The sequence below is a fragment of the Paenibacillus sp. FSL H7-0331 genome (genome assembly GCF_001956045.1).
Genome location: NZ_MRTH01000017.1, coordinates 1 through 15,758, shown reverse-complemented (window position 1 = coordinate 15,758; position 15,758 = coordinate 1). Strand labels below are relative to the sequence as shown.

The window sequence follows — 15,758 nt, the reverse complement described above, 5'->3', positions numbered from 1 at the left end:
TAGGGGATGTGGGTCTAATGGCTAAATACGAAATAAATGAGCAGGTTAAAAATAACATCTTTGCGTTTCTGGACCGTGTGGATTTAAAAGGCAATGAAGCGGAGGCGCTGGTCGCCATTAAATACATCCTGTCCCAGCCTATCGAGGCAGACATCCAAGAGCAAGGGGAGTAATCACTATGGCAGATCTTGGGGTAATGGTCGTAGGATCGATCAAAGAAGATAAAACCATTACTGAAATCAATAAAGCGATTCAAAGAATTGAAAATAATCCAGACATGAAGAAAATTACATTGAAAATCGATATGGACGATAAAAAGAAGCTTGATTTTAAAGACGAGCTTAAGACGATCGGATTGGCTTTCGATAATGCATGGAAGCAGATGAGCACTTTTTTTCAAGATGGCATTACGTATGTGAATGAATTAAATAAATCATTGACCGATCTTTCAGTCATCTACATGAAGAGTCAAGGTGATGTAGCCAAATATGGCGAGCAATTTCATAAGATGGGCATGGATATGGGTGTTGCCACTCTGGATATAGCTAAAACTACCGTCGAATTTGCCAGACAAGGCTTGTCCATGGAAGAAGCTATGCAAAGAACGCAAACCGCTATGAAATATGCCAAAATATCCAACATGGATTATGCCACCTCTTCGCACATACTAACGGCTACCATCGGCAATATAGGGGTGAACATCAACAGAGCGGCTGATGTGTTCAGCTACTTAGGCGATGCTACCTCTGTCGGGGCAGATGAAGTTGGAAAGGCGATACAGAAAATTGGCGGAACCGCCGGAAGCGTCGGAGTCGAATTCGAGAAGGTAAGCTCTTGGGTCGCGACCTTATCCTCCAGAACGAGCGAGAGTGCAGAAAACATTGGTACGGCAATGAGAACAATCCTGGCCAGAATGCAAACGCTGCGAGATGGCAAGGATACGACTCAACTTTATCAATTAAAAGATGCCTTAGCGGAAGCCGATGTTAAGCTGCATGACACGAAAGGAAATTTCCGCAACTTCGGCGATGTCATGGATGACCTTGGTAAAAAATGGACTAGCCTATCGGCTAAGAAGCAGACTAATATTACCGCGGCAATTACAGGGCCCGCGCCGACGACAGCAGTGGCAGGGATCACCCCACAGCTCGGCTTTATTAGATTGATGGAAGACTATAAGGATTCGGTTAAAAATTATGAGCAATCTCTGTACTCGGCTGGAACAACCCAGCAGAAGTTTGACCTGCTGCAGCAAGGAACGGAAGCCAAGCTGACAAAGCTGAAAAATGCCTGGAGCGGTGTTTGGCAGTCTGCATTTGATTCGGAATCAATAGGAAATATTACTACAATTCTGACCGGCTTGGTTGGACTTTTAGATGGATTAGTTAAGCTAGTTGGTATTGCTCCCGTAGCGATTTCTGCACTTGGCATTGCTGGTTTGTTGCTTAGCAGTAATCTTAGAATACTAACATTTTCTGTTTTAAGTTTGGGAAAAGGATTCCAATCACTGGGTATTTCGGCAGAGGTTGCGAAACTATCAATAAGGGGATTTGCCGCTTCTACAGGTATTGGGCTTGCTCTGGCAGCGCTTAGTATTGTACTTGAGAAAGTTATGAATTCGTATATGGCTGCTGATGAATCGCAAAACAAAATGTTCGATGATTTGAAAACAGGCACAGATACGGCATCTCAGCATATTTCAACTTTAGAGCAATTAAACAAACAGTATGCGAACACAACGTCCTCTCAAGAAGAATTGAACAACATTAGGCAGAAAATGTCCGCTATTATGCCTGAAATCATTGATCATTATGATGCGGAAGGAAAAGCCGTATATAAAACTTCACAGGAAATTGATGCACTAATCGAAAAGGAAAAGAAATTAAATACAGGCAGAAAGAAGGATCTTTCCAATAATTTATCTGAAAGTTTGAAAGAGACAGTAGAAAGCATAGATGAAAGCAAAGGAAAGGTATCTAAAAATAAAGACCAATTCAATTACTCAAAGGCAAATTTAGAGTCTTTAAAGTATACTCAGGAGTTTTTTTCTGCCAATCAAATAAATAAAGAAAATATGTTTTCTAGTGCAAACATTCCCAAGATGGAGCAATTGCGCGGTAAAATCAATTCGATATTTAAAGCAAATAATTCATATACGTCCGAAAATTTTCTTGCTAATTCTCTTTTGCAATTTGATGGAAATATAGATAATGCAGTTGAAAATGCAAGAGCAAGTTATGGCAAACTAAGCATAACGATGAAAACTGAAAACATTAAAATTGAAGCTGAAACCAAGAAATTTGCCACTGAATTAAAAGTAGTAAATGATTCTTTTATGGAAGAAACCGGAACTACTGATAAAAATGTTAAAGTTTTTTTGGATAAGTTTGGAGAAGGCTTTGTTCAATCCCAAAATATTACCAAGAAGAACTATGATCAAATAATAATAGATTATAGGCAAGCGTCTGAAGATGTTGGAAAGTTTATTACAGACAACAAAATTGATTTAAGTAAAACATTAAGTAACGAAGATTTGGAAGCTTTAAGAAGTAAACTGCTTTCTAGCGGTATGGCAGCTAATGTAGTCGAAAGCAGTCTTAAAGCATTGTCCAATATCACGCCAGTTGCTTCCAATGGTGTTAATAACCTGGTAGCCTATTCAGGAAATTTGGCTGAGACGATGGATAGAGCAGAAAAAACGTTAAAGCCGCTAAATGATGCGCTAAAAGAAGTATCTCAAGGGCATTCACTTTCTGCTGATGCTATAAAAAATTTGATTATTCAATATCCAGAACTAGCATCTCATGTAACTAAACTTACCGATGGGTATACAATTGAAGAGAATGCCATTGAAAAGCTTAGACGTGCCAAGGTTGTTAAAGCAATCAATGATTTGGAAAGCGAAAAAAAAGCGACGAATGCGACTCAAATCAATACGCTAATGAGAATGAAGGCTTACGGTGTTGAATTAACACAAATAACAAATCTTGACGATGCTAAAAAAAAGCTGGATGAGGCAAAGTCAAGACAAGCATTAGCCAAATCTAATCCTTTACTTCCTTTTGCATCGAAAACTATTAAAGATAAAATAAATAAGGACGATGAAGCTCTAAAAGCATTAGAAGCTGATTATTATGAGGCAAAATCAAATTCTGACGAACGTGATGCTCAAATAAAACTATTAGAGGACATGCTTAGAGATCCTAAAAATAATGACAAGGGTAAACAAGCAGCTTCTACCTCAGCAGCGCATGATGAGTATAAAGTGGATGCATATAAAAATTCTATTGAGCGTTTGGATGCTCAGTTAAAAGAATCTGAATCCATCATGACTCGCTACAAAGATACTTCTCAGGATTATCGCATTGAGCTACAAAAGCAAAGCGACGTTACCAAAGAAAAACAAAAGTTAACTGTTACTGAAGCTGAGAATCTACGTGGAGATATTGAAAAGCTTGAAACTAAAATAGCCAAAACTAAAGATCAAGAAAGTAAAAGTGCACTACTGCAGCAACTTGATCAGGCTAATAAAAACCTTATCGACTTAAGTTCCAAGTGGTGGGATTTCCAGATATTCATTGAACAAACTGATAAAAAAACGAAAGAATCTTTATATAATCATTCTAAAAATTGGATTGCCAATGAAAAGTCGGATATGGAGCTTAATTCCAAGTCTAAAATTGAAATGGCTCAGATGGAATATGATGCTTGGTTGCGTCTTCAGCAAAAGAAAGACGACTATACACCAGATAGTCAAGATGAGATCCAGAAAAACTTAGCTATCGCTCAACGAAATTTAAAAGAGGAAACGTTTAACCTTTCTAAAGATTGGATTGATCGAGAAAAATCATCCATGGATTTGCTTGGCAAATCAGAGGTTGAAGTTACCCAGATGGTTTTCGATTCCTGGAATCGCGTATTAGCTAAAAAGGATCAGTACACAGAAAAGGATCAAGCTGAAATTGATAAAAATCTGCTCAAGTCCCAAAACGATCTAAAAAAAGCTCAGATGGGTCATTCTGAACTTTGGATTCAGGAAAAAACTGACCGGATGATGCTTGCTGGTAATACAGAAATAGAGATAGCTAAAATGGTTATTGCCGCTCGTGAACGTATGGCAAATGAGTCATGGACAAAAGAGCGCGGACTCATTAACCTCACCGCATCAGAGCAATTAAAAGCAGATAAGAATGTTGCCGATGCCAAGAAAAAGCTGGAAGATAAGAAAGAATCCAATGGCAAGGAAATCGCCAAGCAAGCTGTTGAGCTGCAGAAGAAAATTTTCGAAGCTCAACGCGATGTTGAATTAGACGCTCTCAAAAAAGTAGCAGAAGCAGAAGAAAAGCGACATAAGCAAAAAATGGATAACTACGATAGTGAGATGAAGAAGTTTGAAGCTTCGATTAATCTAATCCAACAATCCATTGACCGCGAATCTGATACGGCTGATTACAATGATAATCTTACCAAATCGCAAAAAGAAGCCGACGATATTCGAGTTAAGATCAAAGAACTAGCCTTAGATGATTCCATTGAATCGAAAGCCAAGCAAGTTGATTTACAAAAGGAATTGTCTGATAAGATTCAAGAGATCGACAAGCTGCAGAAAGATCGTACCAAAGCTTTGCGCAAAGAGGGTTTAGCAGACTTATTAGAGGCAAAGCAAAAGGAAATTGAAGCAGCGAGAAAGACAGAAGACGCTACTTATGAGGCTAATAAAGCGACCAATGATTTAATTAAAGAGAATGCCGAGAATAAATGGAAAGACATTATTGAAAATGATCAAACCTACTTGGATATAGAGAGAAATATCATGGAAGGTCATCTGGATCAAGTATTGAAGAATTTCGAAACGTTTTCGGGTGGAATTGCAGGACTGGCTAAGGTTATGGGTGCGGAAATTGATAAAAATCTAAATCAACAATTAACTCGATTTAATGAAGATGCAAATGCATTTTTAAAGGATCCTACTGCTGATTTACCAAGTGCAAAAAAGAACAATCCTGTTTATACGCCAGCACTCACACCAGAAGAAGAAGCCAAAAAGAAAATGAAAGCAAATTCTGAAGAATGGAATAAACCAACAACGAGTGAAGCGAGAAAGAAAGAACTACATGATGCAAATGAGACAATAGGATATTCCATTGGGGCTACGTATCGAGATGGTACTTGGTACGACAAAGATAATAATCCTCTATATTATCATGATGGTGGTGAAGTAGGAGTTTCTGGTACTTCTCAGCAAGGCTGGATGAGTAAACTCCTCAGTAGTAACGAGATTCCTGCTATCTTGAAGAAATCTGAGATTGTATTAAGTGATCCATTGAAATTTTTGAGTGAGTTAGGCAGAAATGCATTAAGTAACGTATCCAATCTGTTGAATAGCCAGGCTTCTGCCGCTGAAGCGAGTAGTTCAATTGGAAGTATCAATATGTATGTTTCTGTTAATGGAGACAAAGCTGGTGGGCAGGCGGTGTTCAATACATTTGTAAAAGAATTAGAAAAACGAGGGACTAGATGATCTAGCTCTCTTTTTAATGTGAGGTGAAAAAATGTCGATTCGATCAAGTGAGTATTTTATTTTTAATGGTGTTCAGAGCCAATCCTTTGGCATCTTCAATGTGAACATTTCTTCAGGAATGTTGACGGAATCATTCACAGCAAATAAATCAATTAAAGAAGTCAAAATTAGAAATAATCCAACTCCCTATTTCATGAATACTGAATATGAAAAGTTATCATTTAACTTGTCTTTTGGATTTGATGAGAAGTATGACTCAGAGAAGATTCGAAATGTCGCTCGATGGCTGACATCTCCTACTTTCTATGCTCCTTTACAATTCTCAGAGAATTTCAATCGTATCTTCTATGTCATGTTTACAGATACATCAGAGTTGATTCATAACGGATTAAGTCAAGGATACCTGAATTTGAATGTTGTATGTGATAGTCCCTTCTCCTATAGTCCAGTCTATAATCAAATTATCAATCTTACCAGTAACGTCTCAGAAGGAACAAAAATTATTGTTCCTAATCATGGTGACTTTGATAATTATCCAACATTGAAAATTAAAGTTATCAATGGCGGTTCATTTTCCATTACCAATAATTCTAATGGTGGAGAAGTTCTAGCTTTTACAGGCCTTGCAAATAATGAAACCCTAACAATCGATTGTCAAGCTCAACATATCGAAACAGATATAAGTCATACCTATCGCTTTAGTAATATGACAACGAATAGTAAATTTTTGAAATTGATTAGAGGGAATAATCATTTAAACATAAAGGGGAATGTGGAGATATTTTTATCTACACAATTTAAGACCATACAAGGATAGAGGAGATATCATGTTAGGGTATGCAGATTTACCAGATGATGTCGTAAGACCATCATTACAAATATGTAAAAATGATTTGAGTCGAACAGTCGTTGGCAACTTATCAGAGGCATATAATCTAAGCCAAAAAATTACATTGGGAAATATCAACGAACTCAGTTTCTATGTTCCCTATCTGATTGAACGTTACCATAAAGAAACTAAAAATCCGAATATCGAGAACATATACAACCGTAGGATTATTAAATTTTTCAAGGGAGACTATACGGAATATTATATTATTAATAAGGTTTCCGATGTCATGGAAGAAGATCAGGATTATAAAAAGGTGGAGTGTTATAGTCTTGGATATGAGCTTAGAGATAAGAAAATTAAAGATTATAAGGTAACTTCCAAGAATGCATCCTATGTCTTATCCAATCTGCTGTATGACACAATATGGAGGATTGATTACGTTTCATCTGCGTTCGATATTAAAAATCGTTCATTTGATATCACAGCATCGGTTTTAGATGCTATTCAACAAGTAGCAGAAACATTTGAAGCCGTAATTGTCTATGATACTGTTAACCGTAAAATATCTTTCTATGATATTGATGATATCGGTCATAATAAAGGATTAAGTATTAAGTATGGGAAATTGATGCAAAATGTAACCTATGAGTCAGATGGATCAACCTATTGTACAAGGTTAAAGGCATTTGGACGTTCTGGGTTAAGTATCAATAGAGTGAATCCAACAGGGAGTAATTTTGTGGAAGACTACTCATCACTCCTATATGGATTCCAAAGAGATACCAGTGGCAATGTGATTTCTCATGCTAAAGATATTTCAGACAGTCTAGCGAATGCAATCTTAGATTACTCAGAATTAGTTGAAGCACAAATACCAACCTTTAATACACTATTAGCTAATTTCGATTCCTACACAGCGAATTTATCGACTCAGAATACAATCATGAGCACATTAACGACTGAATTAGCTGTGATAGAAGATTCCATAAGTATTGCGAATTCTACCAATGCGAATCCTTCAGCATTGATTACTCAGAAGAATGCTAAATTAGTACAGATAGCAAGTCAACAAGCAGTCGTTGACGGAGTTAATACCCAATTGTCTAATGTTGATTCTCAACTCACAACGCTGAGAAATAGTATAAGTCTAGCCAGTAATTTCACGCAAGACCAATTAAATGAATGGAATCCATGGATCATCGTTGATGAATTTTCCAATGAAAACTACACGGATGCCAAACAGTTATATGATGCTGCTAAAAAGGAATTGGAGAAGCGAAGAGAACCAAGAATATCAGCAAGTGTTAATATCGTGAATTTCCTTGAGATCCTAACGGAATATAAAAATTGGGGTAAGCTCGTATTAGGGGATATTGTGCAAATTGAACATGAAAAGCTTGGAGTGAATATTACAGCTAAGATTATTGAACTTAGCTTCAACTATGAAAGTGGAGATGTTCAATTAACGATAAGTAATGTAAAAGATATATTAACAGATGAACAAAAAATGATACGAAGTCTTTACAAGGCAATCACTTCATCGGCTACTTATGATCGAAATAAATATGAATTGGATGATACGGTAACTACGAGTTCGGAAATTTATCAAACGATCAATAATATTTGGGATAGTACTGAACGTGGGATTGTAGCCTCTAATAATAATACTGTCACGATTGATCGTAAAGGAATTCGCATCCATGATCCTACCGATCCGTTGAAAGTACTGATTGCTCAGAATGGCGTATTAGCGATAAGTGCAGACGGAGGAAACCATTGGAAGACAGCTTTGCGATATGATGGATTGGTAGCCGAAAACGTAAGAGGTGTACTTGGTGAATTTGTAACGTTATATGCAAATCAAATATCTGTGAGTCCAAGTGGTCAAAAGATTCCCAATGAAGTAATAGCTTCAGCAAATTATTGGAATTCAATAGAAAGTAGTGCAAATGACACTGCCGCGGCGGCTTTGGCTGCTGCAAAAGCTTATTCAGATACTAATCTCATTACAGCTAATACCTTTTCAACTGATATTAACAAAGCGATTCGTAATGATCTAAGATTACAAGCCCCATTGCCAACGAGTGTAACTTTGAATGCTTATGGTATAACTGCATCTACACCTAATGATGATACTAGATTTGCTCGTTTGGACTTTAGAGGTTTGTACATTCAAAAGGGTGCATTGCAAATTTCATCAACTGATGGAACCACGATTATTGATGGTGGAGGAGTTACGGCAGCAACAATTAAAGCAGGAACCATGTTCGGAGTAGAGTCTACTATTGGTTCAGGGAATAATGTATTTAAAGCGTCAAACCAAGGAATCCAATTAGGACATTCTGTTTTTGGAAGTAGTCCGTTCCGTGTTGATATGACTGGTAACGTGGTTGCGAATAATATTACACTCTCTGGCACAATTAATGGTTCAACCATGAATAATTCGAATATTGTGGGTGGGACTTTAACTATTGGATCAGGAAATACCATTTTGAAAGCAGACACGAATGGATTATATTTGGGTAGTTCGTCGTTTGGTTCGGCTCCATTTAGAGTTTCACCGAATGGCACATGCACCTTAAGCAATGTTGTTATTACAGGTGGAAGTATCCAATGGGCAAATATAGGGAGTGATCCTGCAACAGTAACAGCACAATCAACAGCAAACAGCGCCCAAAGTGCTGCTAATAATGCTGCTGGCGCTGCTGCTGCTATTGCTGCTGGAACATATACTGGTGGGACGTTTATTGATAATAAAACAATTTATTCTGCAACAATACGTGGTGGCACATTAGCTTCCGATTCTTATGTTGATGTAAGAACAGACGTAAATGTAGGTAGAAATATCAAACTTAACGGCTCAGGAGATCAAAGTATTACATTCGATGGCAACGGCAGTATTACCTATACCACTGATGGTAGAATTATTTTAGGTGCTAGAAGTGCAATCAACTTTACAGCAGGAGTCGTTTTTAATAATGTTCCAATTATCAGTGGGGTAGGAGAAGTTGCAAGTAAAAGCTACGTTGATTCCAAAACATATGTAGCAACATTTGGTTAAATTTTTTGGATTTTATTATTTATAACTTTATATTTTGGTAAGTTTTCTAGTTCAGACTGCTTAACACCTAATTTAATGAGGAAATCAATACTATAATACATCGTTGATGTTTTATAATCGTCAGAGTGCCCAAAAAAGGAATCGTTTTGTTTTTCTGATTTATCAGCGAATGAAAGGTATTTCCTTTCAGGAGTTTTAAATAAATCACCAAGGTCTTCACTACTTACAAAAACTTTACCAGCATATTTATCTTCCACTGGCGAATTTGATGCATTCGTTTGTGGTGCTGCTGGTTGTGCTTGTGACGGGACATTTACACCAATTGGTTTTTGAGGAGTTGAAGTATTTGTATTCTCTAATTCAACAGTCTGCGTCTGCTCATTCCAATTGACATTTAACCCTGTCAACTTAGCAGCATCTCTTAATTTCAAATATGTGCTGCCATCATAAACTAATGCAGGAGAATCCAATATTACAGCTTGTCCATTTAATTTTACAGGTTGATTTTTAATGTAAGCTTCAACTTTTTCAATTGCGTCTGCTGCAAACCCTTGAGTTGAGAACATCAGAGTTGCGCCAACCAGACCACCAACAATATACTTTTTCATGTTAAATCTCCTTATATTTGTTTTGGAATATTGTACCATGAGTTAAGAGGATTTGTAATGTGAAAAAAAGTATGCGATGTTGTCAACCCCATTGTTCTACAAAAATAATGCATATTGATATCCTGATAATAGAACATGCATTCTCTAGTTCATTACTCATTGAGATTTAAGATATGAAAAATGGATAATATGTAAGACCGTTATAGACACTTTCTTACTGAGTAGAGTAGCTCGTAGTTATATTACGATTACTCGTAGACCATTAAATTTACTAAAATCTTCATAAAATAATACAAAAATTATTAGAAATATGCTATAAAAGAAGCTCGTTCTAACTGTGAGGAATCTGATGTAACTGAGCAGACCATATAGAATCGATTTTTAAAAGTCACTCTTATCGAGTGGCTATTTATATTATAATAAAATGTTAATTTTATTATATATAGAAAGGTGAGTAAAAATTTGGAAGAAATGTTAAAGACAGAAGAGAATGGCTACTTTTCGGGTAGTTCTGGCTATAGAGTCGCACCAAAAGAAAACATCATAAGAGGCAGTAATGAAAGCTCTAATGGTACTTTTAACAAATTTCCTAAAAGCACACTAAATGATGATGGAAACTTCTCTGGCACTTCTCTTATGGCAAAACAAATGTGGGGATCTTATACAACTGATGACGGCCTCATCTACTTACAAGTGCCTGGTGGGTATTCATCCAGTCAAGCAACTAGTATTAGACTCTTGCTATATCCTCAAGGTCAAACACCAAATACAGTAGGAAACTTAACAGGATACATCCGTGACAGTGGATTTATAAATGCAAGTAATGAATATATAGGAGTCACCTTCACATTACCTGCACAAAATACTGAATATAATTTCGTATGGATGGCTTATATAGGATCTGCTTGGGAAGCAAGATGGGTTCCAGTAAAAGGTGCAAGATACTTAACTTCCCCATATAGTTTGCAAACGGAAAAGCCCAACAAACCTGTAGCAGCATCGAATTCTATGGGTGTAATCTTTGAAATAACTCGTGATGATGGTGTTATAGCAGAACCATTTAGAACCTATAGCTATGCTGCAAGGCAACTATTCTTGAATGCTTGTATACAAGTAAATGAAGATACTAAATGGAGAGGAGATTTGATAAATCCATATCCAGTTAGAAAATTTGTTCAACAAACGGTTACATTTTCAACTACATTCGATTTTGGTTATAACCAGTCAAATGTAAATACCATAGTTCAAGTTTTGAATGAGCTAAGCACAATGACAGGAAGAAACTTTACCTATATCGGAGATAATATGTCTGCCAATGTAGTCATTCGAGTAGGAACTATGCAGAGTTTGTTTAATAGTGGACCCAATTCTGATTTTATTCAAATGGGGCACTGGTCTCATTATGCTCCCGGAGGACCGATACAATATGGAAACGTAGAAGTAGCAACTGATGGTGCGGATTTCTCTAGTTTTGCTGGTATTTGCAGAGAAGAAATAGCTCAATGTCTTGGAGCAGGTAACGACTGGAAAACAAGAGATACAGTATTTTGTGAATTTCCATACCCAACTAAGGGTGCAAATGGATATTATCCAGTTGATAAAGAAGTTATGAAGATTCTATATAGTCCTGATATGCCTGTAGGAGAAACATTTTCAAAAGTGGGAGATATGTTATGTGTCCCGTATTATTACGGAAGGTACATTCAAGCAGGGGTCCCATTTGGATTTGCATTAAGCAATTTATCGCAAAATGTCCCTTATAAATGGAGAGCTTTTAGTGTTGAATATGATTATAACTACAATATTGGGCATCCATTTTCTCCATACACAGCTTGGCAGTATTTTACAAGCTATAGCAGATCTGCGTATTTTGATTGGACTTATGCAGGAAAAGATACAAGTGGCAATCTCGTTTTGGGAAAACAAAAGCAAGCAATGGGATATTACGTAGGAGCAACCGAATGGACGAATTTGCAAAATAACATCAATGCTCTTTTGGGAGTAAAAGGGATGAATCAATATTCCGTTTTTCCTTGGTACAATGGAGATGGCTCTTTTACAACGGCTAATTCAGGTGGCGTGTTTTATTATTATCATTTTAATCAAGTTTGCAATGCGATTAGAGAGTTGAATCCACCAACAGCACCACCAAGCAATAAATCAAGTGGAGTGACGATAACAGCTTATGATATGAATTTGTTGATGGACAGTATTAACTCAATATCATAAAAACAAAAAATACAAAAGAGGTGTGAAATGAATAGTTTCAACTATAATTCACCTATTCTTGGACAGATGCGATCAGGTTTAGGGAATGATCCTTATATCCCTTATACCAATGTACCGTTCAAGGTCATAAACGGTAAAGTTCAACTCACGGAAATTCCTGATGAATTTCATCGAGTCCAAGTTGCGGAGGGAATCACATATTACAACGAAGTTATTCAAACAGTACCAGTAAACCTTCAATTTTCTGTGGACTATAACTTAGGATTAATATCCTTTCATGCTTCAGCGGAGGGCAAAACACTATCGTTTACCTATTATGGTCGAGGTGCATTGTTCTTTCCAGTAGATCGAATATGGACTAAGGCTGAAAATGGCAATGTTGTTGAAACTTTAAATGAGATTATTGAAGCTGGCCAGGAAGCCATTATCGCTATTCCAGAACTTCTTGAAACCATTGCTGAATCCGAAGAGGCAACCGATGCAGCCAATACAGCAGCTTCATATGCCAATTCTAAAGGTGACTATGCACAAACTCAAGGCGATTACGCTTTAGCCAAAGGAAATGATGCCAATACAGCAGCTTCAGCAGCGAATACCACTAATACCGCAGTGCAAGCAGCAGAAGCTATTCGTGTAGCATCTGAAATTACAAGAGTAAACCAAGAATCAGCACGTGTAAACGCAGAAGCATCTAGAGTTGCGGTAGAATCAGACAGAGTTAACGCGGAAGCTTCACGAGTTACAGCAGAATTAGCACGTGTGTCAGCAGAGATCTCAAGAGTTAATGTAGAAGCAAACAGAGTCAACAAAGAACTTGCTAGAGTAGCTGCCGAAACAGCAAGAGATGATGCTGAGGTTATTCGTTTAGCATCAGAAGCTGCACGGGTAAATGAGGAAAACACAAGACTGAGTTCAGAAACAACCAGATTAGCGAATGAATCCGATAGAGTAGTACAGGAACTGGCAAGGGTATCGGCTGAATCCAATCGTGTCACAGTTGAACTGGTTAGAGTTGCAGCCGAATCTGCACGTGTTACTGTTGAGGCAAACAGAGTCACCTCGGAGAGTGAAAGAGTCAATGCTGAGACTTCACGGGTTGACGCTGAATCAGCAAGGGTTGCAGAGGAACTACTCAGGGTTGGTGCAGAAACATCAAGAGTCAACGCTGAACTGGCAAGGGTCAATGAGGAAGCTTCCAGAGTAACGGCAGAATTGGTCAGAGTTAACGCAGAATCCATAAGAATATCTGCTGAACAAGACCGTTTGGATACAGAAGTGTTAAGAGATTCTTATGAATCCACAAGAGAGAACAACGAAATTACTAGAATATCCAATGAAACTGCAAGAGCTTTAGCGGAAGACAGCAGGAATAATACAGAAGGTAACAGAGTCTTAAGTGAAACAAATAGAGAAAGTGCTGAAAATATTCGCCAAGATGGTTATGAAGCTTTCATGCTACTTGAAGACTATAACAACGCTCATTCTTATGTTCCATTGAATAAAGTTGTCTATATCGGCAGCACCTATCAGTGTATTCTCGCGACAACTGGTAATTTGCCGACAGATACAGCTTACTGGATTAAGATTGCCCAAAGAGGATTAGACGGTGCAGGGACAGTTACAGATATAACTTCGCCCAATTCGGATATTGCCATCGGTGGAACGCCTGATCATCCTACAATTATTGCTAATTCAGGAACAACAGCGAATAAACTATTAAAACTAGATAGTAATGCTGAATTTCCAGCAACACTGGTTAAACAAGATAGCTCACATCGTATGATTTCTGATTCTAAGATAACTGAATGGGATGGTAAACAAGATGCACTTGGATTTACACCAGCGTCTTTGGACAACAATGGTAAAATACCACTTTCACAAATCCCTGATGATGTTATTACAAGTTTGGATTGGAATGATATTACCAATAAACCAACATCAACTGTTGTAGAAATTGATGAAGCTGTTGTCAAGGTAAACGATATAGGGGATAAAGCAAATCTAGAAACATCCGTTAGAACCGATTTGGTATCAGCGATCAATGAAATAAATGCTTCCGCAGGTGGAAAGCTAGTAATGCTTAAAAATACTGTAAATGTAACAACAGCATCTTCTAGTGTAGATATTGGTATTGCATCATTCAACAAAGATAATGATATGATTATGGTTTATGAAAATTCTGTATATATCGAAAAAGATATCGATTACACGATTTCAAACGATAGCTTACAACTACAAAAAACAGGTAATTGGATTGTGGGAACTCATTTAAATATTATTATTTTCAAAAACATTTCTACAACCGTATCAATGATTGATGGAAGTCAAATCGAAGATGGTAGTATTAAAGATATTAAATTGCACTCTGAAAATAAAATAGGTAAATTAACAAATCTTTTAACTACTAATAAAACAAGTGTTGTTAGTGCGATAAATGAGCTTTTTCAATCTGGCAGTGAATTTAAAGGTGATGTAGCTGCTGCTATCACTGCCAAGGGTAGACCTACAGCGGCTAATGATCCTAAACAAATATTCATAAATAACATTAATAGCATTACAACTGCTACAGGAAATGCGATAGCTGCCAATGTGTTAGCTGGAAAGACATTTAGTAATGCATCAGGAAATCAAGTAGGAACGATGCCCAAGATTCCTTATGTGTGGACACCGCGCTCGGATACGAGAGTAGATTTGCCAGCAGGTTATTACGACGGTACTACCTATATCCAGAGAGTAAATATTGACTTTGCCAAGGTGTTAGGTGGGTACGAAATCCTTGAGGGAACTGGTACGATGCCAGATAACGGTATCAAGCTTATCACACCTGACAAGTTAGATATTCCTATTGCTGTTGGCTATTATGGTGCTGGTAGCAAGGTGTATGGTGATGCGAATCTGGTTCCTGCTAATATCAGGAAGGATGTTGAGATTTTTGGATATATTGGTACTTATGACTATGCCCTTGAAAATCTGTCGGCTAATTACAGCAGGTTTGATGGTGGCGCTTCAAGGGTGGGATTCAACTTCGATTTTAATCCAAGTTCCTATGAAGGATTTGTTAAGGCAATTGGTATGTCGATTAAAATTGATGACGTCAATATTGGTGGTTCAAATGTGGTTACGCCTTCTACTTGGCGCTTCCCAGATGCGGATGATCGTTCAGCTACAATCCTTGTGACTATAGGTGCGCAGTTATTCCGATTCTATGTTGAGATATTAAACTGGACTAATAGTATTATATCGGGCACACTGTATTGTCAACAAATAGACGGTACGCCAGTGGATTTGAGCGCACTTAATCCAGTTGCTAAACAACCGAATATTAACTTTATTTATATGAAGCAATAGCACAATTAAAACTATAATGGAGGAATGACAGTTGTATATATGCCTATATGTATATGTAAACAAGAATTACAAATATCTTTAGGAGGCTGTCCCAAAAGTAACTATTGTTGATGCTCGGGACAGAACTATGGTTTGGAAAAGGTAAAGATGTGGATGAAA

7 protein-coding genes are annotated in these 15,758 nt (G+C 37.3%); 6 read left to right on the top strand and 1 reads right to left on the bottom strand.

Annotation, left to right across the window (positions count from 1 at the left end; all coding sequences use genetic code 11):
• Window positions 1-17 precede the first annotated feature (17 nt).
• The 4 genes from BK127_RS43845 to BK127_RS23360 are packed head-to-tail and all read left to right on the top strand — an operon-like array spanning window position 18 to window position 9,414.
• On the top strand, window positions 18-173 hold the full coding sequence (locus tag BK127_RS43845; RefSeq protein ID WP_179097580.1) for a hypothetical protein: 156 nt from the start codon (window positions 18-20) through the stop codon (window positions 171-173).
• A gap of 5 nt (window positions 174-178) precedes the next feature.
• Complete coding sequence (locus tag BK127_RS23370; protein WP_076233945.1) at window positions 179-5,521, top strand: phage tail tape measure protein; 5,343 nt, start codon at window positions 179-181, stop codon at window positions 5,519-5,521.
• A gap of 31 nt (window positions 5,522-5,552) precedes the next feature.
• Window positions 5,553-6,338 carry a phage tail domain-containing protein gene (locus BK127_RS23365; protein ID WP_076233944.1) on the top strand — a complete coding sequence of 262 codons (786 nt, stop codon included), beginning with the start codon at window positions 5,553-5,555 and terminating at the stop codon, window positions 6,336-6,338.
• 10 nt (window positions 6,339-6,348) lie between these two features.
• The gene (locus tag BK127_RS23360; protein ID WP_076233943.1) at window positions 6,349-9,414 is read left to right on the top strand and encodes a phage tail spike protein; all 3,066 of its coding nucleotides are present in this window, start codon (window positions 6,349-6,351) and stop codon (window positions 9,412-9,414) included.
• On the opposite strand, the gene BK127_RS23355 is transcribed toward BK127_RS23360, so the two are convergent.
• On the bottom strand, window positions 9,411-10,022 hold the full coding sequence (locus BK127_RS23355; protein ID WP_076233942.1) for a stalk domain-containing protein: 612 nt from the start codon (window positions 10,020-10,022) through the stop codon (window positions 9,411-9,413). The genes BK127_RS23360 and BK127_RS23355 overlap by 4 nt on opposite strands.
• A gap of 462 nt (window positions 10,023-10,484) precedes the next feature.
• Between BK127_RS23355 and BK127_RS23350 the strand changes: the two genes are divergently transcribed.
• Window positions 10,485-12,251 (top strand): DUF2927 domain-containing protein, encoded by a 1,767-nt coding sequence (locus tag BK127_RS23350; RefSeq protein WP_076233941.1) that lies wholly within the window; start codon window positions 10,485-10,487, stop codon window positions 12,249-12,251.
• 27 nt (window positions 12,252-12,278) lie between these two features.
• On the top strand, window positions 12,279-15,599 hold the full coding sequence (locus tag BK127_RS43840; RefSeq protein WP_076233940.1) for a hypothetical protein: 3,321 nt from the start codon (window positions 12,279-12,281) through the stop codon (window positions 15,597-15,599).
• Window positions 15,600-15,758: the final 159 nt, after the last annotated feature.